The 13,554-nt window shown below is 39.1% G+C and carries 13 protein-coding genes; 1 reads left to right on the top strand and 12 read right to left on the bottom strand.

From position 1 onward, the window contains the following. Positions 1-71: 71 nt before the first annotated feature. The 5 genes from dprA to gyrA form a co-directional block, all read right to left on the bottom strand. Positions 72-929: a DNA-processing protein DprA gene (gene dprA / locus HMPREF2795_RS07240; protein WP_025171313.1), complete on the bottom strand. Its 858-nt coding sequence runs from the start codon at positions 927-929 to the stop codon at positions 72-74. A 107-nt stretch (positions 930-1,036) separates the two neighbouring features. Beyond that, positions 1,037-1,972 (bottom strand): 4-hydroxy-tetrahydrodipicolinate synthase, encoded by a 936-nt coding sequence (gene dapA, locus HMPREF2795_RS07235; RefSeq protein WP_000121596.1) that lies wholly within the window; start codon positions 1,970-1,972, stop codon positions 1,037-1,039. A gap of 50 nt (positions 1,973-2,022) precedes the next feature. Beyond that, positions 2,023-3,099, bottom strand: a complete 1,077-nt coding sequence (locus tag HMPREF2795_RS07230; protein ID WP_000542499.1) for an aspartate-semialdehyde dehydrogenase — start codon at positions 3,097-3,099, stop codon at positions 2,023-2,025. 287 nt (positions 3,100-3,386) lie between these two features. Next, positions 3,387-4,136 carry a class A sortase gene (locus HMPREF2795_RS07225; RefSeq protein WP_000078698.1) on the bottom strand — a complete coding sequence of 250 codons (750 nt, stop codon included), beginning with the start codon at positions 4,134-4,136 and terminating at the stop codon, positions 3,387-3,389. After that, a complete protein-coding gene (gene gyrA, locus HMPREF2795_RS07220) occupies positions 4,136-6,604 on the bottom strand; it encodes a DNA gyrase subunit A (RefSeq protein ID WP_001153013.1) in 2,469 nt (822 codons plus the stop codon). The genes HMPREF2795_RS07225 and gyrA overlap by 1 nt, the downstream gene beginning before the upstream one ends. Positions 6,605-6,797: 193 nt before the next feature. On the opposite strand from gyrA, the gene HMPREF2795_RS07215 reads away from it, so the two are divergent. After that, positions 6,798-7,784 (top strand): L-lactate dehydrogenase, encoded by a 987-nt coding sequence (locus tag HMPREF2795_RS07215; RefSeq protein ID WP_075228551.1) that lies wholly within the window; start codon positions 6,798-6,800, stop codon positions 7,782-7,784. A gap of 57 nt (positions 7,785-7,841) precedes the next feature. Here the strand turns inward: HMPREF2795_RS07215 and sdbB are convergent, their stop codons facing one another. The 7 genes from sdbB to HMPREF2795_RS10800 form a co-directional block, all read right to left on the bottom strand. After that, positions 7,842-8,405, bottom strand: coding sequence for a thiol-disulfide oxidoreductase-associated lipoprotein SdbB (sdbB, locus tag HMPREF2795_RS07210; RefSeq protein ID WP_075228550.1), 564 nt, complete (start codon positions 8,403-8,405; stop codon positions 7,842-7,844). A 12-nt stretch (positions 8,406-8,417) separates the two neighbouring features. Further along, entirely contained in the window at positions 8,418-9,125 is a 708-nt protein-coding gene (gene ccdA2 / locus HMPREF2795_RS07205; protein WP_049526265.1) for a thiol-disulfide oxidoreductase-associated membrane protein CcdA2, read from the bottom strand. A 124-nt stretch (positions 9,126-9,249) separates the two neighbouring features. Continuing rightward, a complete protein-coding gene (locus HMPREF2795_RS07200) occupies positions 9,250-10,110 on the bottom strand; it encodes a methionyl aminopeptidase (RefSeq protein ID WP_049525847.1) in 861 nt (286 codons plus the stop codon). 14 nt (positions 10,111-10,124) lie between these two features. Beyond that, entirely contained in the window at positions 10,125-11,402 is a 1,278-nt protein-coding gene (spxR, locus tag HMPREF2795_RS07195; RefSeq protein ID WP_061863167.1) for a CBS-HotDog domain-containing transcription factor SpxR, read from the bottom strand. Next, positions 11,395-11,946 carry a GNAT family N-acetyltransferase gene (locus HMPREF2795_RS07190; protein ID WP_075228549.1) on the bottom strand — a complete coding sequence of 184 codons (552 nt, stop codon included), beginning with the start codon at positions 11,944-11,946 and terminating at the stop codon, positions 11,395-11,397. Before HMPREF2795_RS07190 ends, spxR begins: the two co-directional genes overlap by 8 nt. 16 nt (positions 11,947-11,962) lie before the next feature. Next, positions 11,963-13,222: a UDP-N-acetylglucosamine 1-carboxyvinyltransferase gene (locus HMPREF2795_RS07185; RefSeq protein WP_045763439.1), complete on the bottom strand. Its 1,260-nt coding sequence runs from the start codon at positions 13,220-13,222 to the stop codon at positions 11,963-11,965. Between the two features lie 130 nt (positions 13,223-13,352). Beyond that, positions 13,353-13,554, bottom strand: a 202-nt coding sequence (locus HMPREF2795_RS10800; protein ID WP_222563238.1) for a hypothetical protein, incomplete at its 5' end; no start/stop codon positions are given.

The following is a 13,554-nucleotide window of genomic DNA, read 5'->3' as shown; positions in this document are numbered from 1 at the left end:
TTTTAAAAACCTGTCAAGACTTAACTCCTATATATAGAAGAAAAGTTTAAACAATAAAGCCTTACTAGTTCTTAAAATTCAAATTCTGCTAGCACATCCTGACCACTTGAAACAAGTTTTGCACCTTCTTGAACCAAGTGATGACAACCATCTGAACGACCATCTAAAATGCTACCTGGAATAGCAAAGACATCTCTTCCTTCTTCCATAGCTCGCTCACAGGTAATCAAACTACCCGATCTCATCTTTGCCTCAGCAACGATAACACCCATACATAGGCCAGCAATAATTCGATTTCGTGCTGGAAAGTGATATTTCAAGGGTTCTTCACCCGATCCATATTCACTCAGTAGCAAATGATATTCACCGATGTAGTCCTGCAGTCGTTTATTAGAACGTGGATAGTAAACATCCAAGCCAGTCCCAATGACTGCAATGGTTTTTCCACCACCTTGAAGAATTGACATATGCGCTGCAGTATCAATCCCTCTAGCAAGCCCACTCACAATCACCAGCTCATTCTCCAGTTCTTCAATAACCTTACGGACCGATTTTGTTCCTGTTTGACTACAAGAGCGACTGCCTACAACCGCAATCTTAGGCAATTTTAAGAGATTTAAATCGCCCTTATAAAATAACAATACTGGAGCATCATAGATTTCACTGAGAGCAAAGGGATAGACATCGTCTAGGATGGAAAAAGAGGGAAATTTTTCAAAGTCACTTCTTAATCTCTCCATACTTTCGAAGGTGAGTTTATGATAACGTTCCATAAAAACCACTGGGTTTCGACACTCTGATGCTTCTGCTATCGTTTCTAGGGTTAATTCTTGATCATAGATTTCTCCATATTGAAGTACCTTTAAAACCTGTTGATTACTCAGACCTGCTTGTTTCAACTTATAAATCTCAAAATTATCAATCTTAATTTTCATGATAGACTCCTTGTTTTTCTCTCTATCTATTTATTCGTAGAAAAAGAAAAAAACTTCCCAACAATTTTACTTGTTTAGGAAGTTTTTTTATATTAGTTATCTTAGTAATCAGGACGAAGGACTCCAGTGACAGTTGCCTTAGTTGCTTCGTAATCCCCATCAATAACAACCTTGATAATGCGTTTAGCATCCTCTTCAGGCGCAGGAACCAAAGGTAGACGAGTTGGCCCAGCTTCGAATCCCATATAGTTGAGTACCGCCTTAACAGGTGCTGGACTTGGGTAAGAGAAGAGAGCATTGACTTTAGGAATAAATTTACGTTGAATAGCTGCCGCTTTCTTCATATCACTTTCTTCGATTGCAGTAAACATTTCATGCATCTCATCTCCATTTGTATGGGAAGCAACAGAGATAACTCCGTCTGCACCAAGGTTCATAGCATGGAAGGCATCTCCATCTTCACCAGTATAAACCAAAAATTCTTCTGGTTTATGCTCAATCAAGTAAGCCATATTGGCAAGACTGGTACATTCCTTAACACCAATGATATTTGGATGTTCCGCCAAACGAAGTAAGGTATCTGGAGTCATTTCTACAACTACACGACCTGGAATGTTATAGATGATAATGGGTAAATCAGAAGCATCTGCAATAGCTTTAAAGTGTTGATACATACCTTCTTGGGATGGTTTGTTATAGTAAGGAACAATCGCAAGACCAGCCGCAAAACCGCCAAACTCTGCTACCTCTTTGACGAACTCAATAGAGTCACGTGTATCATTAGTACCAACACCAGCGATTAAAGGAACTCGTCCGTTGACAACCTTTTGAACAGCCGCAAACAACTGCAACTCCTCATCGTGAGTTAGAGTCGGACTCTCAGCAGTTGTCCCTGCTAGGAGGATTCCGTCTGTATGATGTGCTAATAAATGTTCAATCAACTTTGGAATGGCATCGAAATTGATAGAGCCATCTTCATGAAAAGGAGTAATAAAGGCTGTGATAATTTTACAATCTTTTAAATCTTGATAAGACATACAAAACACCTTTCTATTTTAAAGAAGGAGTTCAAAAGAACTCCTACACATTATTTCAATTCAAATTTTAATTCAGCTGTTGGGCGAACCAATCCACGTTCGTGAAGTGTTTCTGCGATTTGAACTGAGTTCCAAGCGGCACCTTTAAGAAGGTTATCAGAAACCACCCACATATGAATACCTTTTTCTGCATCCAAATCTTTACGGATACGTCCAACGAAAGTATCACGTGAACCAACAGCATTAACTGCTTGAGGATAGATTTGGTGAGCAACATCATCTTCAAGAACTGCACCTGGGAATGCAGCAATAGCTGCTTTCACTTCTTCGATTGGTGCTACTTCTTTTGTTTCAATATAGACTGACTCAGAGTGAGCTGACAAAACTGGAATACGTACACATGTTGCTGATACGGCAATGCTATCGTCTTCCATGATTTTCTTAGTTTCATTGGTCATCTTCATCTCTTCATAAGTGTAGTCATTATCAGTGAAGACGTCAATTTGCGGAAGAGCGTTGAAGGCGATTGGATAGTGTTTCTTATCGCCACCTGAAGGCAGGATTTCCGCATGCAAATCACGTGGATTCACACCGTCATTCAAGACTTCACGAAGCTCACGTTGGGTTTCAAGAATTGCTCCCATACCAGCACCTGAAACTGCTTGATAAGTTGAAACGATAATACGGTCCAATCCCCATTTTTGACGAACGGGCTCAAGAGCCACCATCATTTGAATTGTTGAACAGTTAGGACAAGAGATAATTCCGTTGTGAGCATCAAGGGCGTGGGCATTCACTTCAGGAACAACCAATGGTACATCTGGATTTTGACGGAAATAAGAAGTGTTATCTACGACGACTGCGCCTGCCTTAACAGCATAAGGTGCATATTTTGCAGAAGTTGATCCACCAGCTGAGAAAAGAGCAATATCAACCCCTTCAAAAGCGTCTTCTGTTGTTTCTTCGATGGTCACATCTTGACCTTTGAATTGCAAAACCTTTCCTGCAGAACGTGCAGACGCAAGGTAACGAATCTTATCGATCGGAAGAGTTGATTCTTCCAACATTTTGATCATTTGAGCACCAACGGCACCTGTAGCGCCGACAACAGCAACTGTGTATCCCATAACAAACCTCTTTCGGAATTTTCTAAAAATTTCTATAATATAAACATTATACTACTTTTTACCAAAATTGAAAAGTCTTTTTCCTATCTATTTTCTGAAATTGACAAGAAAAGGCGGTGGGACAGAAATCGATAGACAGAGTCTCGATTTCGTAGTCCCAGCCCCGCGAGGATGATTAGGAGCTTTTTGGAGTCTAAAAGACGAACAAAAAGTTCAATCAGCTACCGCGTCAAAGTTTGATTGCTAATAAAAAATGAGGTCGGGCTCTTTTGTCCCAACCTCTTCTACTATTCATAAAATTGTTTATAGGGTTTATTAAAGGCTTCTAAGATATCTGATGGAGTCTCTGCATAAGATTTTATCTCTGTCAAATTCCCTTTAACGATAATTCTCTCAACTGCATTAGCATCTTCACAGGTTACCAAGGTAATCTCTTTAATCCCATCACGTTCGTCAATTACATCTACGCGATCAGGAGTTACAATTTTAACCTCTTCAATCTCGTATGTATAGACTTTTTCTTTATCAGTGAGATAAATTTTCATCCCTTTCTCAGCACGAGCAAGAGGAGAAAATAATTTCTTATCTGCATTTTCACCTGCAAAGATACGGTGACTTGCTAGAGAATAATTTCCTTCCCCCATTACTTGATTGGCTTTCATTGTCCCAGCACCATAAAAAAGGTTAACATTATCGAGTCCCTTAAATATTGGTAGATTCATTTCAAGCTCTGGAATGGCAATCCCTCCGATTACCGGAAGTTGCTGGGAATTCCATTGAGCTGATAGGACTGCCTCCGAGGAAAGTGATTTTACAGAGTCAAAATCGAAATTTCCTTCTGTTTCTTTGTTCTCTTCAATCTCTTCCTTGGTCACTTGACTGACCTGATACTTATTAGTGTTCCAAATCATGAACATATCACGAATATTAGCATTGAAGATTAAAGCGATAGATAGCAAGATTAGGAATCCTGCCAGTATGTTAATCAGTAGATTTTTACGTTTATTTTTTTTACTTTGATTCTTTTTTTGAGACATTATGCTTCACTTTCTGTTTCCTGTTCTGCCCCAACTTCTTCTTTTTCTGCTGCTGCAACACTTGTAAAAGTCACAATCTTAGCATCTTGATCTAGACGCATCACTTTTACTCCCATAGTTGAACGTCCCGTTTGTGAAATATTGGCAACATTGGTTCGAATCATGACACCTGTGTCAGTGATAATCATCAGATCTTCGTCCCCTTTTACTGTTAAGAGACCAGCCAGAGGACCATTTTTTTCAGTAACATTGGCTGTTTTCATTCCCTTACCGGCACGCCCTTTTGTTGGATATTCAGTCGCAACTGTGCGCTTACCATATCCTTTTTCAGTAATGATAAGGACTTCATCTTGATCAGTAATCACTCTCGCTCCCACTACAGCATCACCTTCACGAAGATTTACCCCTTTAACACCAGTGGCGATACGACTCATACTACGAACTGAAGACTGATTGAAACGAACTGCATAACCTAATCTGGTTCCGATGATGATATCTGTGTCTTTTTCAGTTAGTAAGACATTAATCAACTCATCCTCATCTTTCAGATTTAAGGCTTTGAGACCATTTTGACGAATGTTGGCAAATTCTTTGACACTGGTTCTTTTGACAATACCTGCGCGAGTTGTAAAGAAGAGGTAAGCATCATCACTACGTTCTGATTCAACATTGATAATGGTTTGAATGCTTTCACCTTCATCCAGTTTCAAAAGATTGACAACTGGCAAACCTTTGGCTGTACGACCGTATTCTGGAATTTCATACCCCTTAAGACGATAAACACGTCCTTTATTGGTGAAGAATAGCAAATGATCGTGAGTGCTGGTTGAAACCAATTCACGCACAAAGTCATCGTCCTTAACTCCAGTTCCTTGAACGCCACGTCCACCACGTTTTTGAGCTGTAAATTCGTCTTGGTCCAAACGTTTGATATAACCTTTATTTGATAGAGTGATGAGGACATCAGACTCTTCAATCAAGTCTTCATCTTCAAGAGTCAAGACTTCACCAACCATCAACTCAGTACGACGTGGATCGCCAAACTTACGTTTGACCTCATCCAATTCTTCCTTGATGATTTGCGCTACACGTTCTGGTTTTGCAAGAATGTCTGCCAAGTCAGCAATCAAAGCAATAAGCTCATCATATTCTGACTGAATCTTGTCACGTTCCAAACCTGTCAAACGACGAAGACGCATATCGAGAATTGCTTGACTTTGACGTTCAGATAACTTGAACTTGCTCATCAATTCAGCTTGGGCTTCTGCATCCGTTTCACTGGCACGGATGATACGAATAACTTCGTCGATGTGGTCCAGAGCAATCAGCAAACCTTCCAAGATATGGGCACGTGCTTCAGCTTTTTCTTTATCAAATTGAGTACGACGAGTCACCACTTCTTTTTGGTGCTCAATATAAGCATCCAAGATTTGACGAAGAGAAAGAATCTTTGGTACACCATTCTGGATAGCCAGCATGTTAAATCCAAAGCTAGTTTGCATTTGAGTCATCTTGAACAAGTTGTTCAAAATAACATTAGCAGATGCATCACGCTTCACCTCAATTACGAAGCGAACTCCCTCACGGTTTGATTCGTCACGAACAGCTGTAATACCTTCGATACGTTTTTCTTGAACCAAACGCACAATATGTTCATGGACTTTGGTCTTATTAACCATGTATGGAAATTCTGTTACAACGATACGTTCGCGACCAGTCTTAGTTTCTTCGATTTCAGTACGAGAACGAAGCACAATCGATCCTTTACCAGTTTCGTAGGCCTTATGAATACCTGATTTCCCCATAACAAGGGCACCAGTTGGAAAATCTGGACCAGGAAGAACTTCCATTAATTCCTTGGTTGTAACTTCTGGATTATCCATGACCAACTTCACTGCATCAATGGTTTCACCCAAGTTATGTGGTGGAATATTGGTCGCCATACCAACAGCGATACCTGTAGCTCCATTGACCAAAAGATTTGGGAAACGAGCTGGCAAAACTAAAGGTTCACGTTCATTGGCATCATAGTTATCTGCAAAATCAACGGTATTTTTATTGATGTCGCGAAGCATCTCAAGAGCAATCTTACTCATACGTGCTTCAGTATAACGCTGAGCTGCGGCACCATCACCATCCATGGAACCAAAGTTCCCATGCCCATCTACAAGCATGTATCGATAACTCCACCATTGCGCCATACGAACCATAGCTTCGTAGATAGATGAGTCACCGTGTGGGTGGTATTTACCCATGACATCCCCTGTAATACGAGCAGATTTCTTATGAGGTTTATCTGGTGTCACACCCAATTCGTTCATACCGTATAGAATACGACGATGAACTGGTTTCAAACCATCTCGAACATCAGGAAGGGCCCGCGATACGATAACACTCATGGCGTAGTCGATAAAGCTGGTCTTCATCTCCTTTGTCAGATTGACATTCACTAAATTTTTATCTTGCATTAACAAATGCCTCATTTCACTATTAGTAACTAGATATATTATACCATAGTTTGTCTCTTATTTCAGTGTTACAGTACGACTAAAACGTTTACATAGCTAAGTGGATGTTATATTCGTGACAAAGCTATTTAAAAGTGATAGAATGAAACTAAACGGGGGAAGCCCTTAAAAAATGAAGGAGATGTTTAGACAAATGACATTAACTAAACAACACAAAAAAGTTATCCTTGTCGGTGATGGTGCCGTAGGTTCATCTTACGCTTTCGCTCTTGTTAACCAAGGAATTGCCCAAGAACTTGGTATCATTGAAATTCCTCAATTACACGAAAAAGCTGTTGGTGACGCTCTTGACCTTAGCCACGCCCTTGCTTTCACTTCACCTAAAAAGATCTATGCTGCTGAATACGCTGACTGTGCGGACGCTGACCTTGTAGTTATCACTGCTGGTGCTCCTCAAAAACCAGGTGAAACTCGTCTTGATCTTGTTGGTAAAAACCTTGCAATCAACAAATCAATCGTAACACAAGTTGTTGAATCAGGATTTAACGGTATCTTCCTTGTAGCTGCTAACCCAGTTGACGTTTTGACATACTCTACATGGAAATTCTCAGGATTCCCTAAAGAACGCGTTATCGGTTCAGGTACTTCTCTTGACTCAGCTCGTTTCCGTCAAGCCCTTGCTGAAAAATTGGATGTAGACGCTCGTTCAGTTCACGCCTACATCATGGGTGAACACGGTGACTCAGAATTTGCCGTTTGGTCACACGCTAACATTGCTGGTGTTAACCTTGAAGAATTCCTTAAGGACACTCAAAATGTTCAAGAAACTGAATTGATCGAATTGTTCGAAGGTGTTCGTGACGCTGCTTACACAATCATCAACAAAAAAGGTGCTACATACTATGGTATCGCCGTTGCCCTTGCTCGTATCACTAAAGCAATCCTTGATGATGAAAACGCAGTACTTCCACTTTCTGTATTCCAAGAAGGCCAATACGGAATCAATGACGTCTTCATTGGTCAACCAGCTGTTGTTGGAGCACACGGTATTGTACGTCCAGTGAACATCCCATTGAACGATGCTGAACTTCAAAAAATGCAAGCTTCTGCTAAAGAATTGAAAGCTATCATTGATGAAGCTTGGAAAAACCCTGAATTCCAAGAAGCTTCTAAAAACTAATTTAAGTTAGAAAAAATGTCTAGACGGTTTGTCTAGACATTTTTATATTTCATTACTTTATTTCATTTGAGCAAAAGCTGCTTCTGCATCTGCGTTACTAATCGCACCTAATTGAATCTTAGCAATTTTACCCTGTGAATCAATTAGATACTCTGTAGGGATGCTTCGAATTTGATAATTTTGAAAAACAGTTCCTTTTGTATCATATAAAACAGGAATGTCTTTATAACCTTGTTCTTCAAACCACTTTGGAAATTGATCTATCGTTTTTTCACCTTGAATACCCGGCGCAATGACAGATAAAATTTCGAAATCACGATCTTCCTTAGCAGCAAGCTCCATCAATTCTGGCATACTCTTCTTACATGGTCCACACCAAGATGCCCAAAATTTAAGATAAACTTTTTTACCTTTAAAATCAGATAATTTCACTTCTTTTCCATCCATTGATTGAAGCGTAAAATCAGGTGCTTCTGCTCCTACAGCCACTTGCTTCACAGTTGCTTGCTGCTGTGTCTGAGTCGTTTGATTTTCTTGACTTGATTTTTTCTCTTCCTTGCCACAAGCAATCAGAAGAAAGAGAGACAAGAAACTAAGCCCAAAATAGATAATTTTTTTCATAGATAACTCCTTTTATCCTAATATTCCAGATAAGACATTTAACTGTCCCAACATTAATAAAATTCCCATGAGAATGATCAATAAACCACCAATTTTCTTCAATAAAAGTATGTGGGATTTGATTCTACTAAAATAAGGCATGATAAGACCTGATGCCAAGGCCAGAACTAAAAATGGAAGCGCCATTCCGAGAGTGTAAATGAGGGTTAATAAGGCTCCCTGAAGAGCTCCATTTCCTCCTGAGGCAGCCAGTGCTAAAACAGAACTTAAAACTGGGCCTATACATGGAGTCCAGCCAAAGCTGAAGCTGATACCCAGTAAAAAGGCCGACATATATTTGCTAGACTGTTTTTGCTTAAATGTTACTGTTTTTTGTACCTCTAATTTTTGTAAGTGAAGAATTTCCATCTGATGCAAACCCAGTATAATAATCATGATTCCCATGACATAACGGAACCAGTCAGTATAAAGTAAATTCCCAAGGAATCCTGCTCCAAATCCAAGAATAAAGAAGATGAGAGAGATACCCGCAATGAAACAGAGTGTCCGAATCAATCCTGACCAGGCAACATCTTTACCCAAAAAACGAAATGTCCTTGACTCCTCTTGATCATCTAGCAGAACACCTGCGTAGACTGGTAACAAGGGAAAGATGCAGGGAGAAAAGAATGACAAGATCCCAGCTATAAAGACAGAAATAAAAAATAAAATACTTTCCAATTAAGAACCTTCTTTCATATAGTCATCTTTTATTTTACTATAAAAGAAAACGTTTGTAAGAAATCCGCTACGCAAATTTATTTTCAACTTGAAAGAATCAAAAAAGGAGCTCAGCTCCTTTTTTTTAATAAGTTCCCTCTTCACCTTGACTTGTCAAGATTACAGGCCCATCTTTAGTAATAACAAACTGATGCTCGTACTGACATGATAGTCCACCATCGATTGTTTTATGTGCCCAACCTGTTTTCATATCTGTATCGATTTCCCAATCACCTGTATTGATCATAGGTTCGATTGTCAAAACCATGCCTTCACGAAGGCGGAGACCGCGACCTGCGATACCATAGTTAGGAACCATTGGTTCTTCATGCATAGTTGGACCAACGCCGTGTCCTACAAGATCACGAACAACGCCGTAACCACGACTTTCAGCATATTCCTGAATAGCAGCTCCAATATCTCCAATACGGTTTCCTACAACAGCTTTTTCAATACCAATGTACATAGCTTCCTTGGTCACGTCCATTAAGTTTTTAACTTCTTCTGACGGTTTACCAACAGCGTATGCCCAACAAGAATCTGCCAAGCCGCCCGTAAAGTTTTGAGTATATTTTTTCATCTGCTCAACGTTGTTAAAGTTGAGTTTAGAAACATTGAGGTCAGACTTAGCGATTGGCCCACCAAGAACCATATCAACCTTCAGCAAATCGCCTTCCTTCAAAATATAGTGGCGTGGAAAAGCATGGGCTACTTCGTCATTGAGTGAACAGCAAGTGGCATAAGGATAATCCATCATTGCCCCATCAACACCGATTTGTAGTGGAAGGAAATTTTCTTCTTTACAACGACGACGCACATATTCTTCTACTTCCCACATATCTACACCTGGTTTGATGATGTCACGCAAACCGATGTGAATACTGGCAAGAAAATCGCCAGCTTTATCCATTGCTTCGATTTCTCTAGCTGATTTTAATGTAATCATGTTTTCTCCTAGTTTTAATTAATTTTTACAGTAACATTTGCTTTTGATACGATTTGATGATTGATATAAATATCATAGTCGATAATGGCTGACCTTCTCGTATGATGAATAATTCTAGCCTGAATTCGCAAGATATCATCAATCTGAACAGCCTGTAAAAAGTAAATCAACATCTGTTCAATGATGAGATTACGTCCGCTATTCACGACCAGATCCTGCGTCATATGTGTCAAAATTTCTGAAAGAACTCCATTTGCAAGGACTCCATTTTTTTCCAACATAAATGGTTCAACCGTAATGACAACTTCATCATGGTGGTAAGATAACTTCTGACCAACCTGTTCTGAAAATGTTGGCAAAGCTGAAACTTGAGAGCGGCTCATCTTTTCCATGACATCCCGTCTAGTAATAACACCAAGTAAAGTTTGATTACTTCTCACAACAGGTACCATTTCAAAGTCTTCAGCAATCATTCTCTGGCTAACATTAGCGATATTCGTCGCTAAACCAGTCATATAGACAGTCCTTGTCATGACCTTATCAATGGTCGTTCCTGGAGATTTATCACCTGCATCACGCATAGTAACTACACCAACAACAACCTGATGCTGATTAATGACAGGGAAACGGCTTGTTCTATTCTTACGAACCAAGTCTAGATAATCTTTGACAGTATCCGTTTCCTGTAGAAATCCATATTCATGACTAGTACGATAGATTTTTTCAACCGTCAAAATATCTGTCTTGATCTGAACGTTGGACAAAGCTCTGTTGATCATAGTCGCAATTGTAAATGTATCATGTTTACTGCGTAATACTGGAATATTTTTCTTATTGGCAGATTCTAAAACATCTTCGTGAACTTCAAATCCACCTGTTACTAGAACTGCATTTTCATTTTCGAGTGCCAATAATTGGATTCGTGTTCGATCTCCTACGATAAGTAAGCCGCCATCATGAAGATAAGAAAGAATATTCTTTTCAGTCATCGCTCCAATGGAGAATTTACTAAATTCTCTATCCAATCCAGCTTGACCAGCTAAAACTTCCGAGCCTGTAACTTCTGCAATTTCTGCGAACGTTAATTTCTCAATAGCTACTTTTTTTGACTTTACACGTACTGTTCCACTTCGAGGACGTGTTTCAACAAGTCCTCTATTTTCAGCTTCTTTGATAGCCCGATATGCTGTACCATCACTTACTCCCAGCCGATTTGAAATACTACGAACACTAACACGCTTCCCAACTGGTAATTCTTCCAAGTAGGCTAATATTTCTTGGTGTTTACTCATTTAGATTTCCTTTTGTATAACGGAATTCTAGATAATCCCGCATCTTTCGGGTATAACGATCGCTACCTTTAAAACGACGATAAAGAACAAAATCTGATTTTTCTGCTACTTTCTGACTAGCAACATTTTCTAGATGTGTCACAATCGAAAGTTGCTTCAAGGCAAACTCGTTCATGGATAAATCTCGTAATTTGGTAACTGCTTCAGTCATATAACCCTGAGACCAATAGTTTTTCTTTAAAAAATAGCCAATTTCTGCTTCTTTCTTAATTTCATCAAGCTTTTCAAACTTGATAGCTCCAATCATTCTTTGCTCATTTTTATCACAAATAGCCCAAATCCCCAAAGGTGATTTCATAAAATAATTGGCAAGAGCATACTGACTTTCTTCAATACTTGCTTGTGCAGGAAAGATAAATTGAAGATTTTCAGGATCTGATGCAAGTTGATGAAAATCATCTACATCCGTAAAAAAGAAGGGACGGAAATATAAACGTTCCGTCTCATAGAAAGAAAATTTTGCTAATTTAGTCCAGATATTCATTGCAATCCTCAAATTGCTAATCTTCAATTAGCTCAATATCTGCTCCAAGATTACGCAATTTTTCGATAATATTCGAGTAGCCTCGAAGGATGAATTCAACATTGGTAATCTCTGTTTTTCCTTCAGCCATCAAGCCAGCAATAACTAAGGCAGCTCCAGCACGTAGGTCTGTTGCCTTAACTTTTGCACCCTGCAAAGGATTTCCACCCTTATAAAGTATGTGGTCGTTTGTTGTTGAAATATCTGCATTCATTTTGGCTAATTCAAAAACATGGTTGACACGTTTTTCATAGATTGTATCAATCAATGTGCCACGACCTTCTGCTTTTAATAGCAAGGGAGTAATAGGCTGTTGAAGATCTGTTGCGAAACCTGGATAAGGAGCTGTCTTAATATTAACAGCCTTTAGATTTGTTTGCTCTTCGACGAAAATACTGTCTTCAGAAACAGTCATGTGAACACCCATTTCTTCAAGTTTAGCAATAAATCCTTCTAAATGCTCATAAAGTACATTATTAATTCGAATCCCATGACCTACTGCAGCTGCCATTGAAATATAAGTACCTGCTTCGATACGGTCAGGGATGACTTGGTGGCGTGTCCCATGCAAGCTATCCACACCATCAATTGTAATCATATCTGTACCTGCTCCACGAATGTGAGCGCCCATATTGTTTAATAATGTAGCCACATCAATGATTTCAGGTTCGCGAGCAGCATTTTCAATAACTGTTCGACCTTTAGCTTTTACTGCTGCTAGCATTGTATTGATTGTTGCACCAACACTAACAGTATCCATATAGATATGCGCACCATGTAGACTTGATCCCTGGGTTGAGAGATTCATATTATCTCCCTCGTAGGTTGTCTTAGCTCCCATAGCTTCAAATGCTTTTAAGTGCAAATCAATCGGACGTGGTCCTAGGTCACACCCTCCAGGCAAACCTACAGTTGCTTCACCAAAACGACCTAAAAGACTACCATAGAAATAATAAGACGCACGCAAGCTATTAATTTTACCATAAGGCATTGGTTTATTTTGAACACCACGAGGATCAATCTCAAGAACATCGTCATAACGCTTGACACTAGCTCCCATGATTTCCATAATCTCAATAAGACTAGCTACATCAGAGATGTCCGGAACACAATCCAAAATCACAACATCATCTGATAAAATAATGGCAGGAATCAAGGCAACGACACTATTTTTAGCGCCACTAATCGTAATTTCACCTTTCAATGGTCTCCCACCGTTAATGACAATTTTTTTCATTTTATACTCTTTCACTATTTATTAAGAAGGTCTCACCCTATATTATACCATATTTCTTACTAATAGCCAATCCTATAAAAAAATTAGGCCCAGAACTATCTTGATATTAAAGACGAGAACTGTGGTTATATCAGTTAGAATTATCATACTTATCAAAGCTAGTAAAAATTTTCCTAGCCTGTAATTTAAAGGCTTGCAACAAAATTTTTACTGTACATTTTTTGTTTGCGATTGGGTAAAGAAAGACAGGCTTAATAAGTCTATGCGATAGTATATACACTTTTATAAAATAAGAAATTAATACTCTTCGAAAATCAAATTCAAACCGCGTC

Origin of the sequence: Streptococcus sp. HMSC056C01, from assembly GCF_001811305.1 — a bacterium.
In the GTDB taxonomy this organism is placed as follows: domain Bacteria; phylum Bacillota; class Bacilli; order Lactobacillales; family Streptococcaceae; genus Streptococcus.
Note: the sequence above shows the minus strand (reverse complement) of the source record. Positions and strands in the feature narration are given on the sequence as shown.

Excerpts from the sequence above, each read along its gene's own strand:
- spxR (WP_061863167.1), bottom strand. The coding sequence starts at position 11,402 with ATGAGTAAACACCAAGAAATATTAGCCTACTTGGAAGAATTACCAGTT.
- HMPREF2795_RS07200 (WP_049525847.1), bottom strand. The coding sequence starts at position 10,110 with ATGATTACATTAAAATCAGCTAGAGAAATCGAAGCAATGGATAAAGCT.
- dapA (WP_000121596.1), bottom strand. The coding sequence starts at position 1,972 with ATGTCTTATCAAGATTTAAAAGATTGTAAAATTATCACAGCCTTTATT.
- HMPREF2795_RS07230 (WP_000542499.1), bottom strand. The coding sequence starts at position 3,099 with ATGGGATACACAGTTGCTGTTGTCGGCGCTACAGGTGCCGTTGGTGCT.
- gyrA (WP_001153013.1), bottom strand. The coding sequence starts at position 6,604 with ATGCAAGATAAAAATTTAGTGAATGTCAATCTGACAAAGGAGATGAAG.
- sdbB (WP_075228550.1), bottom strand. The coding sequence starts at position 8,405 with ATGAAAAAAATTATCTATTTTGGGCTTAGTTTCTTGTCTCTCTTTCTT.
- HMPREF2795_RS07190 (WP_075228549.1), bottom strand. The coding sequence starts at position 11,946 with ATGAATATCTGGACTAAATTAGCAAAATTTTCTTTCTATGAGACGGAA.
- HMPREF2795_RS07225 (WP_000078698.1), bottom strand. The coding sequence starts at position 4,136 with ATGTCTCAAAAAAAGAATCAAAGTAAAAAAAATAAACGTAAAAATCTA.
- HMPREF2795_RS07185 (WP_045763439.1), bottom strand. The coding sequence starts at position 13,222 with ATGAAAAAAATTGTCATTAACGGTGGGAGACCATTGAAAGGTGAAATT.
- HMPREF2795_RS07215 (WP_075228551.1), top strand. The coding sequence starts at position 6,798 with ATGACATTAACTAAACAACACAAAAAAGTTATCCTTGTCGGTGATGGT.